The sequence below is a fragment of the Enterococcus sp. C57 genome, assembly GCF_040887305.1.
GTDB classification, from domain to species: Bacteria; Bacillota; Bacilli; order Lactobacillales; family Enterococcaceae; genus Enterococcus_B; species Enterococcus_B hirae.
The window spans coordinates 40835-66137 of the sequence record NZ_JBFOFP010000006.1 but is presented as its reverse complement, the minus strand read 5'-3'; the positions used below and the strand labels follow the sequence as shown (position 1 = coordinate 66137).

General features: G+C 37.3%; 26 protein-coding genes. 4 read left to right on the top strand and 22 right to left on the bottom strand.

Annotated elements, in window-relative coordinates:
• Positions 1-13 precede the first annotated feature (13 nt).
• From AB5M32_RS08645 to AB5M32_RS08615, 7 genes are all read right to left on the bottom strand, one after another.
• The gene (locus AB5M32_RS08645) at positions 14-880 is read right to left on the bottom strand and encodes a GRP family sugar transporter (protein ID WP_010720831.1); all 867 of its coding nucleotides are present in this window, start codon (positions 878-880) and stop codon (positions 14-16) included.
• 88 nt (positions 881-968) lie between these two features.
• The gene (locus AB5M32_RS08640) at positions 969-1994 is read right to left on the bottom strand and encodes a HAMP domain-containing sensor histidine kinase (protein ID WP_010720832.1); all 1026 of its coding nucleotides are present in this window, start codon (positions 1992-1994) and stop codon (positions 969-971) included.
• Positions 1995-2011: 17 nt separating this feature from the next.
• Positions 2012-2686, bottom strand: coding sequence for a response regulator transcription factor (locus tag AB5M32_RS08635; protein WP_010720833.1), 675 nt, complete (start codon positions 2684-2686; stop codon positions 2012-2014).
• A gap of 176 nt (positions 2687-2862) precedes the next feature.
• Positions 2863-3477, bottom strand: coding sequence for a DUF624 domain-containing protein (locus tag AB5M32_RS08630; protein ID WP_178287221.1), 615 nt, complete (start codon positions 3475-3477; stop codon positions 2863-2865).
• Positions 3478-4332: a carbohydrate ABC transporter permease gene (locus AB5M32_RS08625; protein ID WP_053766292.1), complete on the bottom strand. Its 855-nt coding sequence runs from the start codon at positions 4330-4332 to the stop codon at positions 3478-3480.
• Positions 4329-5240 (bottom strand): carbohydrate ABC transporter permease, encoded by a 912-nt coding sequence (locus tag AB5M32_RS08620; RefSeq protein ID WP_063627525.1) that lies wholly within the window; start codon positions 5238-5240, stop codon positions 4329-4331. Before AB5M32_RS08620 ends, AB5M32_RS08625 begins: the two co-directional genes overlap by 4 nt.
• A 40-nt stretch (positions 5241-5280) precedes the next feature.
• Positions 5281-6606, bottom strand: a complete 1326-nt coding sequence (locus tag AB5M32_RS08615; protein ID WP_368024413.1) for an ABC transporter substrate-binding protein — start codon at positions 6604-6606, stop codon at positions 5281-5283.
• A gap of 227 nt (positions 6607-6833) precedes the next feature.
• Here AB5M32_RS08615 and AB5M32_RS08610 point away from each other — a divergent pair, with 227 nt between their 5' ends.
• The gene (locus tag AB5M32_RS08610; protein ID WP_081128452.1) at positions 6834-7664 is read left to right on the top strand and encodes a manganese catalase family protein; all 831 of its coding nucleotides are present in this window, start codon (positions 6834-6836) and stop codon (positions 7662-7664) included.
• Between the two features lie 280 nt (positions 7665-7944).
• On the opposite strand, the gene AB5M32_RS08605 is transcribed toward AB5M32_RS08610, so the two are convergent.
• The 5 genes from AB5M32_RS08605 to AB5M32_RS08585 form a co-directional block, all read right to left on the bottom strand.
• On the bottom strand, positions 7945-8346 hold the full coding sequence (locus AB5M32_RS08605; protein WP_010720840.1) for an organic hydroperoxide resistance protein: 402 nt from the start codon (positions 8344-8346) through the stop codon (positions 7945-7947).
• Positions 8347-8499: 153 nt separating this feature from the next.
• Positions 8500-8706: a hypothetical protein gene (locus tag AB5M32_RS08600; protein ID WP_034699898.1), complete on the bottom strand. Its 207-nt coding sequence runs from the start codon at positions 8704-8706 to the stop codon at positions 8500-8502.
• A 2-nt stretch (positions 8707-8708) separates the two neighbouring features.
• Entirely contained in the window at positions 8709-10244 is a 1536-nt protein-coding gene (locus AB5M32_RS08595; protein ID WP_063627528.1) for a phosphoglucomutase, read from the bottom strand.
• A gap of 18 nt (positions 10245-10262) precedes the next feature.
• Complete coding sequence (locus AB5M32_RS08590) at positions 10263-10718, bottom strand: arginine repressor (protein WP_010737119.1); 456 nt, start codon at positions 10716-10718, stop codon at positions 10263-10265.
• Positions 10719-10790: 72 nt separating this feature from the next.
• Positions 10791-11429 carry a GyrI-like domain-containing protein gene (locus tag AB5M32_RS08585; RefSeq protein WP_010720844.1) on the bottom strand — a complete coding sequence of 213 codons (639 nt, stop codon included), beginning with the start codon at positions 11427-11429 and terminating at the stop codon, positions 10791-10793.
• A gap of 213 nt (positions 11430-11642) precedes the next feature.
• Between AB5M32_RS08585 and AB5M32_RS08580 the strand changes: the two genes are divergently transcribed.
• Both AB5M32_RS08580 and AB5M32_RS08575 read left to right on the top strand, forming a co-directional pair.
• The gene (locus AB5M32_RS08580) at positions 11643-13016 is read left to right on the top strand and encodes an MFS transporter (protein ID WP_010737117.1); all 1374 of its coding nucleotides are present in this window, start codon (positions 11643-11645) and stop codon (positions 13014-13016) included.
• Positions 13017-13094: 78 nt separating this feature from the next.
• Positions 13095-14201, top strand: coding sequence for an FAD-binding oxidoreductase (locus tag AB5M32_RS08575; protein ID WP_063627529.1), 1107 nt, complete (start codon positions 13095-13097; stop codon positions 14199-14201).
• A 134-nt stretch (positions 14202-14335) separates the two neighbouring features.
• On the opposite strand, the gene AB5M32_RS08570 is transcribed toward AB5M32_RS08575, so the two are convergent.
• The 6 genes from AB5M32_RS08570 to AB5M32_RS08545 form a co-directional block, all read right to left on the bottom strand.
• Positions 14336-14935, bottom strand: a complete 600-nt coding sequence (locus tag AB5M32_RS08570) for a LysM peptidoglycan-binding domain-containing protein (protein ID WP_010737115.1) — start codon at positions 14933-14935, stop codon at positions 14336-14338.
• A 704-nt stretch (positions 14936-15639) separates the two neighbouring features.
• On the bottom strand, positions 15640-16812 hold the full coding sequence (queG, locus tag AB5M32_RS08565) for a tRNA epoxyqueuosine(34) reductase QueG (RefSeq protein WP_010720848.1): 1173 nt from the start codon (positions 16810-16812) through the stop codon (positions 15640-15642).
• 24 nt (positions 16813-16836) lie between these two features.
• A complete protein-coding gene (locus AB5M32_RS08560) occupies positions 16837-17583 on the bottom strand; it encodes a hypothetical protein (RefSeq protein WP_010720849.1) in 747 nt (248 codons plus the stop codon).
• 304 nt (positions 17584-17887) lie between these two features.
• Complete coding sequence (locus AB5M32_RS08555) at positions 17888-18838, bottom strand: metal ABC transporter substrate-binding protein (RefSeq protein ID WP_063627531.1); 951 nt, start codon at positions 18836-18838, stop codon at positions 17888-17890.
• A gap of 47 nt (positions 18839-18885) precedes the next feature.
• Positions 18886-19737: a metal ABC transporter permease gene (locus AB5M32_RS08550; RefSeq protein WP_010720851.1), complete on the bottom strand. Its 852-nt coding sequence runs from the start codon at positions 19735-19737 to the stop codon at positions 18886-18888.
• Positions 19734-20480: a metal ABC transporter ATP-binding protein gene (locus AB5M32_RS08545; protein ID WP_010737112.1), complete on the bottom strand. Its 747-nt coding sequence runs from the start codon at positions 20478-20480 to the stop codon at positions 19734-19736. Before AB5M32_RS08545 ends, AB5M32_RS08550 begins: the two co-directional genes overlap by 4 nt.
• Positions 20481-20725: 245 nt before the next feature.
• On the opposite strand from AB5M32_RS08545, the gene AB5M32_RS08540 reads away from it, so the two are divergent.
• On the top strand, positions 20726-22099 hold the full coding sequence (locus AB5M32_RS08540) for an amino acid permease (RefSeq protein ID WP_178287217.1): 1374 nt from the start codon (positions 20726-20728) through the stop codon (positions 22097-22099).
• Between the two features lie 234 nt (positions 22100-22333).
• Here the strand turns inward: AB5M32_RS08540 and AB5M32_RS08535 are convergent, their stop codons facing one another.
• The 4 genes from AB5M32_RS08535 to AB5M32_RS08520 all read right to left on the bottom strand — a co-directional run bounded on the left by AB5M32_RS08535 (position 22334) and on the right by AB5M32_RS08520 (position 25164).
• On the bottom strand, positions 22334-23224 hold the full coding sequence (locus AB5M32_RS08535) for a LysM domain-containing protein (protein ID WP_010737107.1): 891 nt from the start codon (positions 23222-23224) through the stop codon (positions 22334-22336).
• A 113-nt stretch (positions 23225-23337) separates the two neighbouring features.
• Complete coding sequence (locus tag AB5M32_RS08530) at positions 23338-23508, bottom strand: hypothetical protein (protein ID WP_010720855.1); 171 nt, start codon at positions 23506-23508, stop codon at positions 23338-23340.
• A gap of 1 nt (position 23509) precedes the next feature.
• Positions 23510-24181, bottom strand: a complete 672-nt coding sequence (locus AB5M32_RS08525; protein WP_010720856.1) for an NAD(P)H-dependent oxidoreductase — start codon at positions 24179-24181, stop codon at positions 23510-23512.
• Positions 24182-24258: 77 nt separating this feature from the next.
• The gene (locus tag AB5M32_RS08520) at positions 24259-25164 is read right to left on the bottom strand and encodes an AraC family transcriptional regulator (RefSeq protein ID WP_034699918.1); all 906 of its coding nucleotides are present in this window, start codon (positions 25162-25164) and stop codon (positions 24259-24261) included.
• Positions 25165-25303: the final 139 nt, after the last annotated feature.

The following is a 25303-nucleotide window of genomic DNA, read 5'->3' as shown; positions in this document are numbered from 1 at the left end:
TGGAAAACGGCCATTAAGCCGTTTTCATATACCCTAAAATGATACCACCTAAAATGACTAAAAGGCAACCGACAATAACGTAAACAAGTTCTTTTTTCGTTTTCTTTTCTCCCAAAATGAAAATACCACCTAAAGTTGAGATGATAATCCCCATCTGTGATAATGAAAATCCAACAGCTAAACCAAGTGATTTAACAGTTAAGAGCATGCACACGTTCCCAATTCCCCATAGCAAACCACAAATCATGTTCTTCCAAACAAATTGATCCACTTTCACTTTACGAAAGGCAAAGAAACTTGCACCTAAGATCATTCCGATACTTTGAGGTAAGATGATTGACATCGCATCCAAGTTAGCCCAGTTCACAATGATCGTATAAACACCATAACCAATCGTTGAATAGATCAATGCTCTAAACCCTTTACCAAAATCAAGCATTTTATTGTCAGTATCAACTTTTCCTTCATCATCTTGGCGTGCTGTTAAATAGGCACCGCTAACAAGAAGGGCTAAAGCTAGGATACCGTATACATAATCTTTCGTTTGTGTCCATTCATGAAAGAAAACGGCTCCCGCAATCGTATTCAAAATTAATTGAAAACCAGTCGATAAAGGCAAACCAACAGAAACGCCCATAAATTTCATTCCATGGAACTGTCCGTTTTGACCAACACTCCAAGCTAACCCAGAGAGGAATCCAATCAAGAAAATCCATGGTGTGATTGTTGGGCTAACGATGAAAAAGACAACTAATGAAAAGATAAATGCACCAATCGTCATCCCTAATGTCTGTTGATTGGCATCGCCACCAATTTTCCCGCTTACTAAACCAATACTTCCCCATGCTACCATAGGGATTAATGCTATTAAAATTTCCATAACTAATCTCCTTTTATTTCACATGATATGAAACTTATCAGCGAAAACGTTCACAACACAAGAAGTTTTTTTCGATTCTAACTATTTTCTAACGTTTCTCATTATAGAAATTTAAGATTGGGAAAAACAGGGTCATCGTTGTTCCCTCTCCTACAATTGATTCAGCAAGTAGTTGGATCCCAAGTTTTTCAGCTAAGGATTTAGCCAAATAAAGCCCTAAACCAGTAGAATGTGTTTTACTCAATCGTCCATTAGAACCTGTGAATCCTTTGTCAAAAATCCGCGACAAGTCTTCTTTAGGAATACCGATGCCCGAGTCTTTGATGGCTAAAGAGATCCCTTGTTGGTTCTTTTCGATCGAAATGATGATTTCTCGATGGTCAGGTGTATATTTAATCGCATTGCTCAAAATTTGTTTGAATATAAAAGCTACCCACTTGGCATCTGTTAAAACTCTTTGATCTTCTCCAATAATCTCATACCGAAGATTTTTTTGAATAAAGTAATTCGCCTGACTGCGGATCACTGGCTGAATGATGCTTTTTAATTCATACTCTTGGATTAAATAATCTCTCGAAAAACTATCCAACCGTGCATAATAAAGAACTTGTTCTACATATTCATCGATTTTAGCTAGTTCGTTTTCTAGTAGGGTATATTTTTGATCATCAATATCGAATTCAATCGAACGCACCAAGAGTTCAGAGGCTGCTAAAGGCACCTTGATTTCATGGACCCACGAATCAATGTAATCTTTTTGATCCTGTTGGTTACTAATCGCCTCTTGCATGACTTCTTGGTGCTCACGGATCAATTGATTGATATAATCTTCGACTAATTTTTCTTCTTCTGTATGACCGCCACTCAAATAACTTTGCAGCGGAGATATTTGTTTGAGATCGGCAAGTTTTTCCCACCAATGACGTTTACTTAAATAACGGACAAGTAAATAAAAAAACAAAAATACGGCTTGAATAAGCGCCAGATAGCCAACCATCGTCCAGTCGACTAAAATATTAGGTGCTAACCACATGACAAAAATCGTTAGCAAGACAAAAAAGAGCCAGCCTAAGAGCAACGACCATTGATCCTTTAAGTATTTAAAGAAATTCATTATTTATTTTCATCCTTTCAGGGAACAATATAGCCCTGCCCGACTTTTGTTTCGATATATCCTTTGATCCCTGCTTGTTCGATTTTCCGACGTAAACGATTGATATTGACTGTCAATGTATTGTCATCAACAAACCGCTCATCATCCCATAATGCTCTCAATAACTTTTCTCTGCTAAGGATTTTCCCATGTTGCTTCATCAAGATAAATAATAATCGGTATTCGTTCTTACTCAAATCGATGATTTCACCGTTGATTTCCATACTCCCATTATCAACATTCAACGTGATCCCATTATGACTCATGACTTCACTCGACAGTTCCCCATAATTGTATGAACGTCGCAATAAAGCATTGATTTTGGCAATCAGCACATCAATTTGAAAAGGCTTGGTGACAAAATCATCTGCGCCCATATTCATCGCCATGATCATATCCATATTGGTATTTCGACTGGAGATGAAAATAATCGGCACTTTGGAGACTTCTCGAATTTTTTGACACCAGTAGTAGCCATCAAAGACCGGAAGATTGATATCTAATAAAACAAGTTGAGGTTCTTCTTTTTCAAAGTCTGCAAATACTTGATTAAAATCAGAGGTACCGAACGTTTCAAACTGCCACTTTTCCAGTTCTTCCATGATGAGTTGGCGGATGATTTCTTCATCTTCTACAACCATAATTTTTGCCATCTTGTTGTCCTCCTACTTCTTTCTTGCTATAACCATAACAAAGAAGGCCGAACGTGACAAGTAACCATATTTTCAACTATTTCTCTCTCCATACGCCTTACATCTGAAACGATGGGTTTATTCCTCAATATTTAGTCAGGTAGTTGATTCTTTCATCGCAAATATTTTGACTATTCTTAAACTTTTGAAGGGCTCTTTATTTCTTTCCGTCCAAAAAACAAAAAAGTTTGTAAATAAAGCAAGGAACTTCCTCCGACTAAAACCACATAAATAGGTCCCAGGAAGAATAAAAAAAGCAGTAGTAGCAGTGTTCCCCCTAAATGTAAGAGAGCGTTTTTCCATTGATAAAAAAATAAAATAAAAGCAGTAAAAAGAGGGACTTCGTTTACTCTCTCTAGTTGGAGCAACATACGGTAGCTAACCATCACGATACTTAAAAAAAGGACACTTAACGAAGCATACATCAATATCAATCCCCATGCTCCGCCCCAGTAAAGAAAAATACGACTATCAATTAGTAAAAGCAATAAATAGAAACTGACTATGAGGTCTTGCTTACGATAGGTCAAAAAATTATGACGAAGTTCTTGCCAAAATAACGTATGGATCTTTTTCTCTTCGTTTTTGTGGTAGTGATAAATGGTAGACATAACCGTACGACTAGCACTGCCAATCGTCAACAGCGGTAAGCTAGTTAATAGCCATAAGAATTGCAAAATAAGCAATGACGGAATCCATTCAATGACTGTCAAAAAATGCTGATTGATTTTTTCACTATGAATTTTATTCATTTAGCCTTTTGACCCTCCTGTTAAATCCATTCCTTCAATAAAGTAACGTTGCGCAAAGAAGAACATCAAAATCGTTGGGATCAAAACAAGTGTGGCTCCTGCCATCAAATAATTCCATTGAGTCGTCGCCTGATTTTGGAAAACTTGCAACCCAATCTGTAAAGTATACTTCTCTTGATCTTGGATGTATAATAACGGCCCTAAAAAATCGTTCCAAGCCGCATTGAATGAATTGATCGCAATCGTGATTAACGCTGGTTTAGTCAGCGGCAGCATCAGACGGCTCCAAATATAGAAATGATTTGCTCCATCGATTTCTGCCGCTTCAATTAATTCATCATTGATGGATAAATAAAATTGACGCATCAAAAATATATTAAATGCATTGCCGAAAAATGATGGAACGATCAATGGTAAATAAGTTCCTACCCAGCCTATTTTTGAGAATAGAACATATTGGGGGATCATGGTCACAAAACCTGGAATCATCATCGTAGAAAGGACTAAAGCAAACATTAGCTTTTTTCCTGGAAAATCTAATTTCGCAAACCCATAAGCAATGAAGGAATTCGAGAGAACATTGCCAAATACCACTAAGACTGTGATCAATAAAGTATTCCTTGCATAACGCCAGAAGGGGAAAGCAGTAATGGTATCCAGATAGTTTTGCCAAACAATTTTTTCTGGAAAAAAGGTTGGAGGATAACGTACGATCTCTTCCATTGGTTTTAAAGAAGTAAATACCATCCACAATAATGGTGTGATCAATACGATTCCGATAGCCGTCATGAGGAGATAACTAACGATTTTTTTGGTTTGGCGGTTAACACTTGTTCTTTTGAAATATTCCATCATTTTCCATCACCTCCAGAGTAATAGACCCATCTAGGTGCCAGTTTCAAATTAATAAAAGTCAATACTAACACGATCAAAAATAGGATCATTGACATCGCCATTGCGTACCCCATATCGAATGCGACAAAAGCTTTATTCCACATGTGAAGATTATAAAATAGTAAAGAGTTAGCTGGTCCACCTGTTCCATTTTTAGTCATCACATAAGCCTCTTGAAAAATTTGAAAAGAACCAATCGTTGAAGTAATCACATCGTAAAAGATAATCGGTGTGATCAATGGCAACGTGATATTTTTAAATTTCCCCCATACGCCAGCACCATCAATCGCTGCTGATTCGTATAAAGAGCGTGGAACGTTTTGCAAAGTCGCTAAATAAAGCAACATTGCTCCGCCAGAACTCCAGATTTTCATTAAAATCAAAGCTGGCTTTGTCCAGTTAGGATCAAACAACCAGGCTGGTCCAGAAATATTGAACCAACCTAGAAACGTATTGATCAACCCAGCAGAAGGTGAAAGCAGCTGCATCCATAAAATATAAACAGCAACACCAGATAGGACTGCAGGTAAATAAAACATCGTTCGGAAAATACTGATACCTCTGATCTTTTGATTTAAAATCGTTGCTAGAAATACGCTAAATATTGTGGTTAAAGGAACATTGAATAGGACGAAATACACTGTATTGTATAATGATTTCCAAAAAAGATCATCGTGTAGAAACATCCGTCTAAAATTAGCTAATCCAATGAAATTCATTTTAGAAGTCAAATTATAATCAGTGAAACTTCCGATAACAGAAAAAAGCATGGGCCCTAACATAAAGACGACAAAGCCAATAATAAAAGGCGAGATAAATAAATAGGCCCATCTTGCCTCTTTTTTCTTTCGGATTGATAAACGCTTCATTTTCTTGCCTCCTTTTTTCTTTCAATTAGTCAACAGTTGATTAGTTATTTTGTTTTACTAGATTCTCCACCGCTTTTTGAGCATCAGCTAAACCTTCTTTTGGTGTTTTTGTTCCTAAGAGAATTTGATCGATTTGTTCGTTCACTAGTGTCGTATAATCTGGTGCTGCTAATGGGACAGGTGTAATGACCGTATTTTTGAAATTCTCATCAGCCATTTGATAGATCATTCGTCCCTTGTCACTTAGCTGTTCATTCTTCACTAAGTTCTCATTGGCTGTTTTACTTGCCATGATATCAAAACTCTTTTCGCCAAATTTTTCTTGAACTTCTGGTGAAGAAAGATACTTGATAAAGTCATAAGAAGCTTCTGGATCTTTTGCCCCATAAGGTACTTCGAGTACAAAGCCGCCGCCCCATGACCAATGACCAGAACCTTTTTCTTTTTCTGGAAGCGGAATGACACCAAAATCAAAATCTTCTGGAGCATTTTCCATCAAGCTCGAATAATAATTGATATTTTGGGCACGCATTGCGACTAAACCTGAGATGAATGGATCAGAAACACCTGAGCCAAATTCTGCCTCTAATTTATTGATCGTATCTTTCCCATAATAGTCTTGCCAATCTTGGATCCACTCTAATGCTTCAACTTTATTCTTCGTATCGATTTTGATTTTGTCGTCTTGATCAAACCAGCTTGTCCCATTATCTTCATTTAATGCCCAGACATCTGCCCCTAAATTCCATAAAGGATAAAATCCAATTCGTGTGAATTCTTTTTTATCTTTTTTATCCAATTGATGGGCGGTTTTTTCTAATTCATCCCATGTAGTTGATAAATCTTTTTCAGCGATTCCTGCTTCTTTAAATAATTTTTTATTATAAAAAATAACTTGAGTATCTGTGTTGAACGGAATCGCATAGGGATCACCTTTGTACTCCACTGTATCCCACAATTGTGGATAAAAATCTTTTGAGGTCTCTTCATCTACATATTTAGATAAGTTTGTGGCCTGTTGCGCTTCAGCTCTTTGAGCAACTGAATTGATATCTTGAACAATCACGTCTGGTGCATTCCCCGCTGTAATCGCTGACAATGATTTGGTCCAAATATCCCCCCACGGTTGGTATTTATAATTTACTTGGATCTTATCTTGTGATTGATTGTAATCGTCAATGATCTCTTCGATCACTTCTTTACGTGCTCCTGATCCCCAAAATGACCAGAAATCAATAGTTTTCTTCCCGTCACTTGTTTTTTCAGATGAACTAGCTGCGTTTGACTTTGCACTACTTGAACCACAACCTCCCAACAAAAATAATGCTGTACTTGCCAGCACCCCAGTAACTAACAACTTTTTCATTTTATCCCTCCGTTTTTTAATAAAAAGGTTATCTTTTGTTATTTGCAACCGATAACATTTTAATATAACGATATCATTTTAATCAGAAAATAACAATTTATTAGGCGTGTCTACTCATATATCAGATGAAATCTGCCACCGTATTTTTTCTAAGCATTTCCTTTGTGTTTTCTCATTTTAAAGTGCAGAATGTAAATGTATTAATAAAAGATTAGGAGGAATTTTTGATGTTCAGACACCAAAAGGAATTACAGTTTGAAGCAAAACCAGATCGTCCGAATCCGTTAATCGCAAAATATTTACAAGAGCTTATCGGTGGACAATACGGAGAAATGAGTGTGGCAATGCAATACTTGTTTCAAGGTTGGAGCTGTCGAGGAGAAGAAAAATATAAAGACATGTTAATGGATATCGCAACAGAAGAACTTGGACATGTCGAAATGTTAGCAACGATGGTCGCACGATTATTAGAAGATGCGCCAGTTGAAGACCAAGAAGAAGCAATGAAAAAAGATCCTACGATCGGTGCAATCATCTCTGGTATGAATCCTCAGCATGCAATTGTCGCTGGCTTAGGACCACGCCCTGCTGATAGTGTTGGCAACCCTTGGAGTGGCGGTTATATCGTTGCAAGTGGAAACTTGTTAGCTGATTTCCGTGCCAATCTAAATGCTGAATCTCAAGGACGGTTACAAGTTGCTCGTATCTATGAAATGATCGATGACCGTGGCGTCAAAGATTTACTGGCAGTCTTGCTTGCAAGAGATAGTTATCATCAAAACTTATGGGCAAGTGCCGTGAAAGAATTAGAAGAAAATGAAGGCTCCATTCTTGTACCAAGTACGTTCAATCGTGAAAACGAACGAAAAGATATCGCCTATGACTTTTATAATTTCTCAGAAGGTGATGAAAGTAGTAAAGGTTCTTGGGCAAGTGGCGAAGCCTTAGATGGTGAAGGCGAATACCAATGGTTAGCAGAGCCAAAAGTTGAAGGTGATAAGCCAAAATTACAACGGGTTACACCAAAAATGTATGGGACACCGCCAAGTAAAAAATAAAACATGCAAAAGTGGTTATGTCCAACATCCTTTGGGTCCTTACCACTCAACAGAATAAAAATAAGAATGATCGACCAGCAAGCCATTGCTGTCCTACTAAAGACAGTAGAAATGCTTGCTGGTCGATCATTTTTAGCTTCTATTGGCATTTATAAGCCAAGAATAGTTTGAGACTCGTCACCATCACTTTTAGGACCGATAGAAAATTCTACCGGTCCTGTTTTTTATAAAAAAGTACTTATCTAAAGGTACTTACTTCTTCCTCAGATAGAAAAATCGTTTAAACTGTCACTACCTCAACATCAATATTTCCTCTTGTCGCTTTTGAATAAGGGCAGTAATCATGGGCATCTTCCGCTAATTGCTTGGCTTGTTCCTCGCTCACATCGTCAACATGTACTTCTAAGACCACACCGATTTTATAACCACCCTCATCAAGTGTGTAAAGTGAAACCCGTGCTTTAACTGTGGAGTCTACGGACAAATTAGCTTCTTTGATCATATGTTGCAGTGCACCATTGAAACATGAGGCATAGCCCGCAGCAAATAGTTGTTCCGGATTTGTTCCTTCAGCATGGATGCCTGGAGGAGTGATCTTCATTTGCATCGAACCATTTGGTGCTGCTACTTCGCCTTCTCGTCCGCCATGATTGATCATCGCTGTTTCGTATAATTTTTTCATTGTACTGCTCCTTTCGATATGACACTTCGTCTATTACCAGTGTAAGCATATCCAGCGATTTGTTCAAAAATTCTGCTCCTAGATTCATACTGCAACGGTTGAGGACTTCTTGATTAACATGAGCATTTTAGTTTATTTTCTCATGAAAGTTACTTATTCAAAAACAAGGATGCCATCTTCAATGATTTTTCCAAAAAAGAGAAAAATACCACTCGTAAATAATAAAGTCATGTTTGTTCCCAAATAAATAGCTAATTTCTCTACACAATTTTTGATATGATTGATTCTAAGATAAAGAAAAACTAAAAAATTAACACCATAAACTAATATAGTCAAAAAAATTACTATGTTCGCAACCATTTTTACTTTTCATTTCCCTTCGCTTCCTTAGTATCCACTATCAGTGGTTCAACATTTGAGTATTTCTTTAAATGTTCCGCAAGTAGCTGTAAAACGTGTTGATTTTTTCCAACTTCATCATTTTCGATCTGGAGCACCAGTAATGGTTCATGCAAACTTGCTCGTAATAAAAACCAGCCATTCCCATATGGTTCTTTTAGATCGTAACGAATTCCTTCTTCATTTTCCGGATGAAATACCAGTCCCTCTTCGTTCAATTCGTTCGCTAACCCTTGAATAATTGTTGCCCCTTGTTTTTTCGGATCCTCTTCACTAAGCCTTAACCTAATTTCTTGTACTTCTTGTGGCTGTTTTAAGTCGTGGATAATCTCTTCCAACGTTTGTTCTGTTTGTTTCAGTTCTGGCAAAAGCATCAAAATTTTTGCAATGACATAGGCACCATCATCCAAAAAGTAATTTTCCTTGAATGCTGCATGCCCACTTGTTTCAATCGCTAATGGAACATCGATTCCTTCTTTATTGCATGCAATTGCACGATTGATGACATTACGATAACCTGAAATGTAACGATCTTGTTTGCCACCTTTTTCTTCAATAAACGTTTCTAGGTGATTAGACGTTGGTGAATTAGTTACGATCGTCGCTCCAGGGTATTCTTTTAACACGATCGTACTTAATAAGGCGATCAAATTGTTACGATTGATCACTTGACCACTTGCACTGACTACTGCCGAACGGTCAACATCCGTATCAAAGATCACTCCTAAATCGGCTTGATTTTCCAAAACAGCTTGCTTGATACTTGCCATGGCTTCAGCATTATCTGGATTCGGGATATGGTTCGGAAAATGACCATCGGGGTCTAAAAATTGCGAACCTGTCGTATCTGCCCCTAATCGTTGTAGTACTTTTTCAGCAAAAAAACCACCGGAGCCATTTCCTGCATCTACGATGATCCGCCAGCCAGCTAACGGTTTTGTGTCAGACATTCCTTTCTTTCTAATACCATTTTTGATTTTTTGAACTAAGTCTTCTGCATAAGGTGTTAACAGATCGGCTTTTTGGACTGTCCCCTTATGATTGGTTTTATTTGGTGTTGTTTCTGATAAAATAAATGCGATATCTTCTTTTTCTGCGCCGCCATTAGCTGTAAAAAACTTCATGCCGTTAAAGTAAAACGGCAAATGACTAGCTGTTAGCATCACACTTGCATCACACTGGAATTGAGAAAACTGAGTAGCCATAAACATCGCCGGTGTCGTAGCTAACTCAAAATCAAGAACATTTATGCCTTGTTCGATTAATCCGTCAATCAGCGCTTTTTCTAACGTTGGACCACTGATTCGACTATCCCGCCCCACTCCTACCGTTAATTTACCTTCTTGATATTTGCGTGGATGATCCCTTTTTAACCAATTAACCAAGCCACAACTTATTTTTTGGATTTCAGCTGGTGTCAAATTAGCTGAATGTGTTTCCGTCGTCATGGCAATCCCTCGAATATCAGATCCGTTTTGTAGCGCTTTCAACAAAGACATAAATCATTCTCCCTTCTTTTATTCCCTCATTCTTTCTAATTTTTCTGCAAAATCTTGTGCTTCTTCTTCCGAACGGCAAATCACAATAAATGTATCCACTCCAGCAATCGTTGCAACAACTTCTGGATAAGCGACTTCATCTAGCCAATTGGTTACGACATCCGCCCCATCTTTTTCTGTTAGCACCACGATCATAAATTGAACAACTTGTATTTTCAAAACTTCTCTTTTAACAGCTGCTTGTAGTCGTTCTTCATGTAACGTTTCAGCAGGCTGACTGAATAGATTGTAACGAACTTGCTTATTTTCATCCGTAGACTTCACTAACTTCAGCTCACGGATATCACGCGAAATAGTTGCTTGAGTGGCTGTCACCCCTGCGTCTTGAAGACAAAGCAATAGTTCTTCTTGTGTGCTGATTGGCTTTTCTGTGATGATCTGACGAATCAATGCTTGTCGTTGGATTTTTTTCATAGCGGACACCTCTTGTCTTTGATTATAGCAAAAAAATAATCGTTTTTCTGCCTTTTTTGGTATTTTTTACTTTTATTTTTTTAGTTGATTTTTTGGCGCAATCTTGACACGCAAAATCGTTCTCAGTTTTTCTGGGTTGGCTCTGCGCGGATCCCCTAAATAAATTTCTTTATGTTCTTTAGCTATCCGTTGATACCCCTGCTCTTCGATAAACGTTGTTAATTTTTCAAAGGTTTGTGGCTCATCCTCATATGGTCCTACATGAAGCATCTGAGCGACTAATCCTTCATCCATGCTACTAAATACTACTTGGTCGAACAAATCATTGGGAATTTTGTCCGCTACACGTAGTAGAGCCTCATGTGCAACTTCTTTCGTCACAAATTCAGGTTGTTTGATCATGATCTGATAAGCAAAATGACTCTTCTTCATTACTTTTTCTTGCAAATAAGCTTCTTGTAATCCCCAATGTCCTTCTAATGGATAAACAGTGTAGGGAAGATAGTTAGGAATCTGCCAATTTTTCTTTGGGGCCATTCGGATCGCATAACTAACAGCATATAAAGCTGCCACTCGTCGCTGAAAATCGTCTTCATTTGGATCCCCTACTCCTTTTATGCTAAAAAAATTCTGTGGAGATAACGTTAAGATCTGTGGTTTTTTTTTACTACTATAACCTGGTTCCGTTTTTTTCCAATCAATCGTAGCCATTTTTTCCTCCTGCGATGATTTATTCTCTACTATCATAACTCTTTTCAAAAGACTTGGCTAACCTGGTTGACACTTTTTTTACCTCTATGCTAGAATAAGCGATGGAAATAAATCGTACAGATAACACGTATATTACGTGTCGAGAGAGAGGCGGTTTCTATTTTTATAATAGAAATCACTCTCTTTTTTTACGAAATTTTTTGAGGTGAGGACATGACAAAACAAAAACAATTACTCTTAGTACCTGCAGTCATCGCAACCGGCATGATGTCTTTTGCGGGAGTGTTGATCGAAACAGCAATGAACGTCACATTTCCAACGTTGATCAACCAGTTTCAATTAACGACTGCACAAGTTCAATGGGTGACAACGATTTACCTGCTGATGATCTCGATCATCGTGCCATTATCAACTTATTTAACACGAAATTTCAGCCTTAGAAGTCTCTTTTTACTTTCAAACCTGCTTTTTTTAGCAGGAATCATTGTTGACTTCTTTTCTCCGACTTTCTTCATTTTATTACTTGGTCGGCTTTTACAAGGGGCAGCTACCGGGATTGCTTTACCACTAATGTTCCATATTATTTTGACCTTTGCGCCTATGAACCGCCGCGGAGCGATGATGGGGGTGGGAACACTGACCACAGCAATTGCTCCGGCTATCGGGCCAACATATGGGGGAATCTTAACTTCAAATTTCACTTGGAATCATATCTTTCTTTTCTTGATTCCTATTTTGATTCTTTCTCTTGGCATCGGCTTAGTTGCTATTCCTTCAATGCCCGTTCAAAAAAGTGGACGTTTGGATGTGTTGAGTGTATTTAGTTTGTGTTTATTATTTAGCGGTAGCTTAACATTTTTGAGTATGCTAGGACAACCGCTTAGTTGGTTTGCGTTACTAATAGCGATTATTGGTGGGATCCTTTTTTATCAACGAACAAAAAAAGCCGATTATCCATTGATCCAACTAACCATTTTTTCTAATAAAACATTTCGTTTATTCTTATTTAGCTTTTTAATCTACCAGTTCTTATTGCTAGGCGTTTCTTTTGTCTTACCAAATTTTGTTCAGATTGTTCAAGGAAACAGCCCTTTCATCGCTGGAATCGCCATGTTGCCAGGAGCTACGATTGGCGCTGTATTATCGCCTTTTTCTGGAAAACTGCTTGATCAACACGGTCCCAAAAAACCGATTTTTGCCGGATTACTCCTTGCTCTTGTTGGTTGGTCCGCACTAGTCTTTCTTCTAGGACATGTTTCATTGCTATTGTTGATTACTTGCCACGTGATCTATATGATAGGGATTGGTTTGTCTTATAGCAATATGATGACCACTGGGATGAATGCTTTAACGGATGACTATCAAAGTGATGGCAATGCTGTTTTTAACACCTTACAACAATTTTCTGGTGCCGTTGCTACTTCATTAGTGGCAATCATTATCAACCTTATTCAAGCGCATGCTGATTTGAGCTATAAAGTCGCCACGACATTCGGTTCACAAGTTGCTTTAGGTGTATTACTTCTTCTATTAGTTATCAGCTTTATCTTATTTATTCGTTATAGTTTAACTACAAAACATTCATGATTGATTGAAACGGCAGTCGTTTGCAACTGCCGTTTTTTTGTGCAAAAATACAATTTGTAAGTAAAGGAGGAATCAAACATGGAAAAAATCGCCATTATCGGTGGTGGAATCATCGGTATGACATTAGCCAATTATGTAGATACCACAAAATACAGCATCACCTTATTTGACTATGGAATTGGTCAGGCAACCAAAGCAAGTGCGGGAATCATTTCTCCATGGTTATCCAAAAGAAGAAATAAAACATGGTATCGTTTAGCCAAAGACGGTGCGGCATTTTTCCCAAAATTAGTGCAAGATTTCGCACTTGATCCGACCATTTATGCTCGTTCCGGTACACTCTTGCTTCGACAAAAAGAACAATTAGCAGAATTACTTGATCTTGCAGAAGAACGAAAAAAAGAGGCACCTGAGATCGGAGAAATCCATTTATTAAAAGCGGATCAAACAGCTGATTTACTTCCTTTATTAAAACCGACCCCCTCTTTATTCATCACTGGTGGTGGCCGTTTAGACGGAAAAGCTTACCTTCATTATTTAACGGCACGCTTGAAAAGGGCTGGTGTAACAGTAATAAACGATAAGATTCGCCTACAAAAAAGGAATGATGATTGGCTGATCCTCGGAGAATTTGATGAAGAACCGTTTGACCGGGTCATTTTGACTCCTGGTCCTTCCTTGAAGCCTTTATTGGAACCATTAGGCTATCAGGTCGATCTTCGTCCTCAAAAAGGGCAGTTGATCGCTTTTACTACTCATCAGCTCCAAAGCCAAAAATGGCCTGTTGCCATGCTAGATGGAGAAGCAGACCTCATTCCCTTCAATGACGGAAAAATCTTATTAGGCGCTACACATGAAAATGAACAAGGATGGGATCTGACTCCTACTAATGAAGCATTTTTACAGTTGACTGAACAGACAAAAGCTTTTTTTGTACAACCAGAAAAATTACTTTCACAGCCTTATCAGTTACAAGTAGGAACGAGGGCATATACGTCTGATTTTGCTCCGTTTTTTGGTCCTTTATTCGATGAACCAAATCTGATCGTCGCAAGTGGACTCGGTTCTTCTGGTTTAACGACTGGTCCTTATATCGGTTATCTCTTAGCTGAATTTATAAACACTGGTACGTGGCATGGAACGGACTATCAAAAAGATCTCCATAACTACATCAAGAAAACCTAAGATGAACAAAGAGATAACTATTTCATTCATTTATTTTTCGTCATTACTGTCTCATCCCTAAACAGCAAAAAAACCAAGAAATCGAATGACACGATTTCTTGGTTTTGTCTTTTTATTAGTATTCAATAATCGACTTAGTACCAGCCGTTTGCTAACCAGAATGCTTGAGCAGCATCCCATGAGCCATAACGTGATGATACATATTGATCAGCTACGCGTTCTTGGTTTGCAGCAGAATAGTCACCATTTAAGTATGATGCATCTAATTGGTAACGTCCGATGTAACGGCCGTTAGTTGCTGTGTAAGAACCGCCTGATTCTTTATTCGCAATCCATTCTTTTGCAGAACTTGAATTGCTTGGAGCTGTTGCTGTTTGAGCAGCTGGAGCAGCAGGTGTTACTTCAACTGTTTTAACTGGAGCAACATATGTATGTTCTTCCGTTACTGTTTCAGTTGTTTTTGGTGCTTCGACTGTTTTTGCTGAAGCATCACTTGAAGTCGGGATCGTTAATTCTTCGCCAACATAGATGCGGTTGATGTCTTTGATACCATTTTTTTCAGCGATTGCATCGATCAATGAGTTATCTCCAACAAATTTTTGTGAGATTTTTGATAGTGAATCACCTGATTTAATTGTATAGACTTCGTCAGCATGAGCAGTTGTTCCTACAAACATTGCAGTTGCACCAGCAGCAAAAGTTGTTCCTAAAACGATCTTCTTAATTGAATTCATGTTTATCTCCTTTTTTTTCCATGTATTTATCAACGTCATTAACTTTATCATCTAGAAATATTTCATAGGTAAAAGAAATATGACATTTAATGACAAAATATCCTAATTTTTAACATTTGTAACATAACTCTGGACAAAAAAGTACGACTAAAGTCCTAGAACCCTTATATCATAAGAAAGAAACCGTTTTTTAACATTTTCTTATAAAGTTTAGAAAATCTTATATTTTGTAATATTTCTAGTATTTTTTTTTAACTTTTTTGATTTTTTTATTTAATTTATCCTTTTTTTTAGTAATTATGTGTCAAAACGACAAAAAATTGAGTAATTATTACAACCTTTACTAAAAAATTTTAGGATAAGTTTTTTAATATTTTTGAAATTTCTGGTATTTCTAGATTTTTTGCTAAAAAAAACCGATAGTATTCTATTTTTTGAACTGCTTCAATTATAAACAAGTCGAACATTCAGTGGATTATACTACTCTAAGTATTGAAATTTTCTAATACAGATTCTTTTTATTATTTAGTTATGATCCATTATTTTACTTTAATCAATAAAAAGACTAGAACAAACTAACTGTCCTAGTCTCTTTGTCGTACTACGCTTGTTTTAGCATAATACTCTATTTTTTTCTTATATAGAAGTGAAAGGAATCTTGTACATAAAATTTTCTCTTATTCGCTCGGAGCTGACCGCTTCTTTCATGTCCTCTTTTTTCGCTTCGTTTTCTTGGCTAACATTTCTTGCGCTTCTATAATTTCTGTGATCACTTCTTGGTCTTCTTCGCGTTGTTTCATTTGCTCTAAAGTTTCCAACCATTTTTCTGGTTCTTTTCTACCTAAACGCCCAATCGACCAAGCAGCGGTTGCTCGAATAACCGGTCGAACATCACTTAAGCAGCTTTCGATCTCAGGTAAAGCCGAAGTATCCCCAAGGTTTGCTAAAGCAATCAAAGCATTTCTTTGCAATGGTTTTTTCCCTCGCCATGAACCAGCTAAATGCCCAAACTGTTGTTTAAACTCTTTATTTGATAAAGAAAGCATTGGTTTTAATTTCGGATAGACTTCTTCTACTTTTGGTTCCATTTCTTCATGGAAATGGAAATCTTTCCCTTGATTATAAGGACAGACTAACTGACAGATATCGCACCCGTAAATGACATTTCGCATTTTTTTCCGATACTCATTTGGCATTAGCCCTTTGGTTTGGGTCTGATAAGATAAACATCTTTGTGCATTCATCCTGCCATCGCCTAACAAAGCTTTTGTCGGACAAGCTGTCACACAACGAGTACAATCACCACAGCCAAAAACACCTGGTTCATCAGGTTCAAATACGATATTGGTGACAATTTCTCCAAGATACACGAATGAACCGTATTCTTCTGTGATCAGCAACCCATTTCGACCAATAAATCCTAGTCCTGCTCTTTGTGCAACAGCCACATCTACTAATTCTCCAGTATCCACTTGTGGGGCAAACCGCCAAGCTTCTTCTTGTTGCCAGACACTTGCTCTGCTTTGGATAAAAGTAATCAATTGATTGAGACGGTCACGTAAAATATCATGGTAATCGATTCCCCAAGATGCCCGCGCAAATTGTCCTCTTTTTTCATCTTTTGGGACCTCTTCATGGATCTTGGTTGGATAAGCTAAAGCAATAGCGATAATCGATTGTGGGCGATCAAAAGTTTTTTCTAAATATAAACGTTCTTCAATCACTGGATGTTCAAATCCCGAAGTATGTCCAGCGGCTTTTTGTTCTTCTAAAGACTCTTTTAAATAATCAAAGGGTTCTGCCGTCGTAAATCCGATTTTATCAATACCTAAACGTTTGCTTTCTTCAATGATTTCTTCTTTTAAGGTTTTTGTCATCTTTTCCACCTATTCAAATAATTGCTAGCGACTATAAATTCCGTAATAAAGCCGATCTCTTTTTAGTTGGACAAATTGGATCTGTTGATCTGCGATCTTTCGTTCTTCCATCCATCTTTTTCTAGTAGCAAAGATTTCCCAATAGTTGAGAGACAACCATTTTCTTTGGTTATCTAGCGCTTGAAAAAAGTTGAGCGATACTGGCTTAGTATGCAACAATTCATGCAATCGAACCTGTTCTACTGCGGAAAAAGTGGATAAATCTCTGGAATATAATGTTTCTTCGTAGAGATTCTTTTGCTGCGAGTAGGTAAATGTTTGTGGAATATCTCCTGGGCGGGCAATCAAAACCAAACGATTATAGAATGTATTCATTAGTTTACTATTTGCAATAAACGAACTTTTATAATAAGCCGATTGAATTTTTTCAATGACCCCTTCTGTCCCCATTGTGGAAAATAATGCTGGCCATGCCTTGATATTGATTTCATTATTTTGTTTCACTAATACTCCTGGAATAAATCCAACAGAAGAAATCGAGACAAAATAACCAATTCCAGTCTGTTCATCTAATGGCTGAAATTCATCAAAAAGCCATTTCCCCGGATAACGTTCTTCTACATCCGATTCACTTGGACTTGCTATGAATAATTTAGCCATTTCTGTTTCAAGAAATTGAAGGTCTTGATCTTTATCAGAGCTATCCTGTTGTTCGATCACTTTAAGGATTTCTTCTTTGATTAGTTGTTTATCTTTACGCGTAAAATTCATAGCTTTACCTTCCTTTCTTATCTTTAACTATAACGGAAAACAACAAAAAAAGGTATCCGAAACTAACAAAAAGCAGACGTTTTTTTTATTTTTTTACTTGCAAAATAAGTGAGCCTTCGCTTGATCTCCTTTCCACATAAATCAGGGTAAATGAATCCTCCTGCTTCTTGTTTTTTGAATCTTGATTTTTAGCATAAATAAGCCGAAGAAACCAAAATCTAACGAACTGATTTTGATCTCTTCGGCTGGCTATTTAGCACGCATTCTTTTCTAGTTTTTTTGAATGAAAGCTATTTTGTACCATTTATTTTTCTTGAGTCAACCCATCATGGATCGTTCGGATATTCCAGTCCATCATCTTATAATAAGAATCTCCTGGTTTGCCTTCCTTATCGATAGAGTCTGTATATAATCGATCATAGATAGCTACTCCCGTTTCTTTCGCCACACGTTCCATGCTTCTAGGATCAACACTTGTTTCGACAAACAAAGCGGGTACTGCAGAGTCTCTTACTTGATTGATGATTCGTTTCATTTGTTCAGGAGTTCCCTGACTTTCTGTATTGATTTCCCAAATATAACTTGCTGGGATTCCATAAGCTTTGGAAAAATATTTGAAAGCTCCTTCACTCGTTACTAATAATCTTTTATCTTCAGGAATTGTTTGAAAGTTTGTTTTAGCTTTTTCATCCAATTCGCTCAACTTTTCAATATATTTTTTTGCGTTTTCTTCATAGACTGCTTTATTTTCAGCATCTTTTTCTGAAAAGATACGGGTAATTTCTTCTACATACTTCATCCCATTCGATAAATCTAACCAGGCATGAGGGTCAGCTTTACTCTTGGAAGTCCCACCTGATAAATAAATGGGTGTTACTTTTTTACTCACTGCAAAATAATCTTTCTCTTCTTTTTTATGTGTGGTTTCCATTAAATTTGTAAACCAGCCATTACCAGTTTCTAGATTTAGCCCATTATATAAAATCACATCGGCATCACTCGCTTTTTTGATGTCTTCTGGTAACACTTCATATTCATGAGGATCTGTTCCTACAGGCACGATACTATGAACAGCTACATGTTCCTTTCCTACTTCTTTTGCCATATCCGCTAAGATAGAGTTGGTTGCTACAACATTCAATGTTTCTTTAGTCGTTTCTTTATTAGCTTCCTGCTTTTCTTGACTGCCACAGCCCACTAACAAAAAGAAACTTGCGAACATTACCCAAAAAATCCGATAGTTATTGGTTTTCATCTCATTACTCCTTTTTTCAAATGATTTGTTTTACATGATCATTCTTTTTACTCGCTTTTTATGACCCGTTTATGAGCAAAAAAGATTCCCTTAGAAGGTGAAAAGCAAAATGCCAACAGAAAGAATAGCGCGCAAGCTAAAACGATGGTTGCACCGGAAGGCCAGTTATAGCTATAACTAAAAAATACCCCTAAGATTGCACTTAATACACCAACTGTTGATGAGATAGCAATCATTTTCACTAAACTATTCGTTAATAGATAAGCTGTAGCAGCTGGTGTGATCAACATCGCAATCACTAAGATCGTCCCTACTGTCTGTAAACTAACCACTGCGACTAACGTCAGGAAAAACATGAGCAAATAGTGGATCAAGGTAATATTTAGCCCATAAGCTTTAGCCATCATCGGATCAAAAGAAGTAATTTTGAGTTCTTTATAGAAAATGAACACAAACAATAACACAATACCGCTAACGATCGCCGTCATCTGCAGGTCGCTTTCTCTCACCGCTAACACATTTCCAAATAATATATGGTACAGATCCGTAGCACTTTGGGCAAAAGAAATCAAAATGACTCCTAATGCAAAGAATGAACTAAAGACGATACCGATTGCTGTATCATTTTTTAATCGACTTCGTTGGGTGACAAAACCAATGAGTCCTGCCGTCAACATGCCGAAGACCGTTGCACCTAAAATATAACTAAAGCCAAACATGTAGGAAATTGCTACTCCTGGTAAGACCGCATGTGAAATAGCATCTCCCATCAACGACATCCCTCGTAAGATGATAAAAGATCCGATCACCCCGGAAGCCAAACCAACGAGCATTGATGTGAACAATGCATATTGTAAAAACTGGTAGTTCATCATTCCTTCAATAAACGATTGGATCATTTTTCTTTTGCTCCTTTCACTAATTGCCCGATCACTTCACCATAAGCAATCTTCAGATTTTCTGAAGTAAATGTAGTTGCAACAGGTCCGGCAGCGATCAATTGCTGATTCAATAAAATCACTTCATCAAAATATTCTGTTACTTTGTGCAAGTCGTGATGAACAATGATGATCGTTTTACCTGCTGCTTTTAATTCTTTCAATATTGAAAAAATTTTTTTCTCACTTACGGCATCAATCCCTACAAATGGCTCATCAAGAAAAATCCATTCTGCTTGTTGCGCCAATGCGCGGGCAATAAAAACACGTTGTAACTGTCCACCCGACAATTCGCTTATTTGTCGCTTCCCATACGAAGCCATACCGACTTTTTCTAATGCTTGCTGTGCTCGTTCTTTTTCTTTTTTTCCCGGACGTTGTCCCAACCTTAATGATGGATAAGTCCCCAATAAGACCACACCTAACACATCAATTGGAAAAGATAGATCCAATTCATTTCGTTGTTCAACATAAGCGATTTTTTTACGTGCTTCTTTTAGCAATGAACCGCCAAAAGAAATTTCTCCAGATACTTTGGGAATCAAAGCCAGTATGGCTTTCATAAAAGTTGATTTTCCCGCACCATTTGGACCGATGATCCCAGTGATTTTTTTGGGTTGGATCATTACATCAACTTCGTTTAACGCTAACTTTCCTTGATAAGCAACGGTTAATTGCTGGATATTAATGATCGCTTCTGACACATTCTCCACTCCTTTTAGGTTTACCTAACTTTTTATTTAACTATAGTTTAACTAAAGACGAAAGCATTTTCAAGTATCCCGCATGATTTTTTTTACAAGAAAGGCTCGCAATTTGTGAGAACTTTCTGTAAAATCACATCAAGAGTTTTAAAAGCAAATTGTTTTTATTGATCGTTTATTCGTTATTAATGTCTATCATTTATTCGTATTTGCTTGTTTTACTCAAAAATGAAAGGAGTTTTAGTATGGAAGAAGAAAAATTAACTCGAAGCCTTAGTGCCCGTCACATTCAGATGATTGCACTAGGAGGAACGATCGGCGTAGGATTGTTTATGGGTGCTTCCTCAACCATTCGTTGGACAGGTCCCTCAGTAATGGTTGCCTATGCTGTCGCAGGTCTCTTTCTTTATTTGATCATGCGAGCACTTGGCGAAATGCTTTATGTCGATCCTTCAACGGGTTCTTTTGCGAATTATGCTAGTAATTATCTTCATCCTGTCGCTGGTTATTTAACTGCTTGGAGTAACATCTTTCAGTTTATTGTTGTCGGGATCAGTGAAGTCATTGCAGTCGGTGAATATATGAATTATTGGTGGCCTCATCTGCCAACAATCATTCCTGGGATTGTTGTCATCCTCTTTTTGATGCTTGCCAACTTAGCTTCTGTTAAAGCTTTTGGTGAACTAGAATTTTGGTTTTCAATGATTAAAGTCGGCACGATCGTTTTGATGATTCTGGTAGGGCTAGGTGTCATCTTATTTGGCTTAGGAAATCAAGGCCAAGCAGTCGGGATCTCTAATCTTTGGAAAAACGGCGGTTTCTTTACCGGCGGAGTAAAAGGTTTCTTTTTTGCGCTATCCATTGTTGTTGCATCTTATCAAGGAATCGAGCTGATCGGAATGGCCGCTGGAGAAGCTGCAAATCCGAAAAAAACGATCGTTGAAGCTGTTCAATCAACTATTGGACGAATCTTGATTTTTTACATTGGTGCTATTTTTATTATCGTTAGTATCTATCCATGGAATCAATTAGGCACAATAGGTTCCCCATTTGTTCAAACATTTTCTAAAATCGGGATCACATTTGCTGCCGGATTGATCAATTTCGTCGTCTTGACGGCTGCCTTATCTGGGTGTAATTCGGGTATTTTCAGTGCCAGTCGAATGATCTACACCTTGGCAATCAATGGAAAAATGTCGAGGAAATTTTTAAAACTAACCCGTCATGGCGTACCTTTTTATCCAGTCGTAGCGATTTCTAGCGGGATATTGATTGGCCTAGTTTTAAATTACCTGTTACCTTTGTTTGTGAATCATGCAGAAAATATTTTCGTTTTTGTCTATAGTTCCAGTATTTTACCGGGGATGGTTCCTTGGGTAGTTATCTTACTTAGTGAGATCCAATTTAAAAAACAACACCCAGAAGAAATAAGAGATCATCCATTTAAAATGCCATTATCACCTTATACCAATTATCTTACTTTATTATTTTTAGCCATTGTCTTGATTTTTATGTTTATCAATCAAGAAACAAGAATTCCATTGATTATTGGTCTCGTGTTTTTGTGCTACATGACGATTCATTATTTTCTACGTGAACGAAGACTGAAAAGTCACTAATCTTCATCAAAAAAGCAGGGCTTCCCATCAAATGGGTCCCTGCTTTTTTATGGTCTAAAATAAACAAAATTCCTACTATTTATTTATGTATCACTATCTTACTATTATCTATATCTTTTATTCAGTTCACGATGAACTTAAACAAACCATTTCAATTCAAAAAAATAAGCTAGTGTCCAATCAATTAATTGGTCGCTAGCTTATTTTTGCTGATCAAGGCATCTTGTCAGTGGCTTAATTCAATTTCAATACTTCTCCAGGACTGAAGAAATAGCTGTCCATCGTCATCCCATTCAATGATAAAAGCTTATCAACTGGTATTCCTGTGCGTTCCGCAATCTGGTTGGGACCTTCTCCTTGTTGAACGACAGTAGTAGCAGCTTGTTCATTTGAAGTAGCACTTGCTGTCTGTCCTTCGGTTCCTTGGGTAGCTTGACTGGAAGATTGTGTCGTTGAGTCAGTCGTCTGAGAAACACTAGTTTCCGTTTCACTAGTTGTTTGACTGCTTGACGTTTCTGCTTGTACCGAAGCACTTGTTCGGAGATAGATATCAGAAATTTTAGCTACTTGTTCCGTATAATCTGCTGAAAGTTGGTTGATCCAATTTGCAAGATCTACACCTTCTTTGGTTGGCGCTGCTTGATACGTTGCTTGTAGTTTGCTGATCCCTTCATCAGAAATAGCTTGTAGCGCTCGAGCCTTTTGATTAGCAATCGCAGACAATCCCATCACACCGTTTTGATTGTTCTGAATCTCAGCTTGGTATTCTTCGATCAAACGAGGTGTTTGTTCTTCCAATTTCTTTGTATAATCTGTCATAATCGTTTGTAACTGATCCGTCAGTGTGCCTGTTTTCGATTCTTGAGTCGAACTTGCAGTTTCTTTATTTTTTGGTTTCGTTGTGGAAGAAGCTTTTTTTGTGGTAGTTTCGCTTGTTTTTGCGACCGAGCTTTCTGCACTCGAACTATTCTTTCCATGAAAATAAAGAGCTGTAACAGCACCTATAAGGACTAAGCAAACAGCAACAGCCGAACCAATTTTGATCAATCGGCGTTGCGTTTCTTTTTTCTGTTGTTGTCTACGAGCCATTCGGACATTGACTCTTTGCTCGTTTTCTTCGTTCATTTCTTTCACCACCCATTAGTATATAAAATAGCGTTCTCAATCCTACTTTAATCCCATTGTAGCAAATAATCATCATTCTGAACATTTTAAACTGTGTTATTTATAAACAAAACTCACCATTTTTGATGATTCCAGGATTCTCCATCGATTTCTCCTTGTAATTGGACTTTTCGTTCTGAAATTTCCAGTAAAAGTTTTTTTGTTTCATGCAACACAGCTTTTGTTTCATAATCTACCGATGTACTTAATTCTTCCAATTGTCGTACAAACCATTCTTCCGCCATTTTATTGCTCCTTTAATTCTTGTAAGATAAATGTGAGGTCTTCAATCTCTTCTTTTTCATTCTCTAAATAGTCGATTAAGAATGCTTGCTTAGTCTGATCTAGTTGTTGTAAAGAATGATTGCTGCTTAGTCGCTCAATAAACCAGTTTATTCGCTTGATCAAGGTCGGTTTGCCTACTAATGTCAGGTATTGTTGATACGCCACTAAACGCTCCCAACGCTTTTCTTCTGTTTGATACATGAATTGCGCCATCACAAATGGAGGTAAAAAAGTCATTTCAAACTTGTGGGCAATCCGCTGATACGGTCTTAATAATTCAGAAATGGTATATTCTTCTTTCCCGCCTGCTTGATATTCTTTTTCAGAAACGCCAGTTGTTACGACAATCCCTAATTCTTTGCCTTTAAGAAATTCGTCAGCGTGTTCCAATACAGTGTCCTCCCATAGTTTTAAATGAGCTGGCGCACTATACCAATACAAAGGGAATTGGAAGATGATCCGGTCATGTGTTTTTAATAATTCAAGTTCTGTATCACGATCAATCGTCCAATCTGGGTAATGTTTTTCCAAATGATGCCAAGTAACCGTTAAATTTTCAGTTGCTTCTTTGAAAAACTGTTGGTTCAATGATGTCTCAATCGTAGGATGACTAACGATAATCAAAGTTCTCATTTCTTGACTCCTCTTCATTCTTGCTATTTTCTAGTTTAGCACAGAACACAAAATGTCATTAGTCTCCTGCCTTATGGTTAGGTAGACCAGGAAACAATCTCTTGTTCTTCTAATTCTTTCTTCAAAGCACCTAATGAAAGGTTTTTGGACGCTTCATTTTTCATCCGTTTCCGATAATTTGTTGCTGTTTCTCCAGTTGTCTTTTTGAACATTCGGCTAAATACAACTAAACTATTAAAACCAACTTGATAAGCGATACTCTCTACTGAATCATCAGTCAACGATAATAAAAATGCTGCTCGGTTGATTCGCACGCCAATCAAATATTCTTTGATACTCGTTCCTAATTGATTTTTAAAGACTCTTGATAGATGACTCCGGTTGACTGACAGTTGTCGAGCAATTTCCTCTACTGTTAAATTTTCTGGATAGTGTTCTTCAATATACTTCACTGTTTCGATTGCTAGTGGCGAAGAAACCTTTTGATTTCCCAAACCGATTTTCCCGCCATCTTTTAGTAATACGGATAAAAAGCGATAAGTCAAAGCCGTCAATTCTAACTCATCTGCTAAACCGTCTTGTGAATAATGAAGACAGTCCAAAATAATATCTATATATGCCGAAATACCTGCAGAAACCATTGTATACTGATCTTCTTTGAATAAGGAACGTTCAATGATCTCTTTCGCTAATGGCCCACCAAAAGACAACCAACAGTAGACCCAAGGCTCTTCACCATCTGCTAAATAAAAAGTAGAATCCCCTGGCCGGATCAAAAACAGATCTCCTTTTTGCAATTGATATTGCTGTTCTTTCACATGGTAAGTTCCTTTACCTTCCATCACGACATGTAACACATAATCTTGTCTGATTGCTGGACCGAAAGAATGATATGGCAAAGTTTTTGAAAATCCACAAAAGTCAAAATAACACCCTTTAGCTAATTCTTGACGTTCTTTTTTTAAAAATATTGCTTGCTCCATCGCTCTCACTCCTTTGTTTTTACTTTACTCTTCTTGTTCTACAACGTGCAACAAAAAGTTAAATATTAGTCACAAAAATATATTCATCAGGAAGCGTTTTCTTGATAAAGTCAATAGTAGAAAAAGAACTTTTTTTATT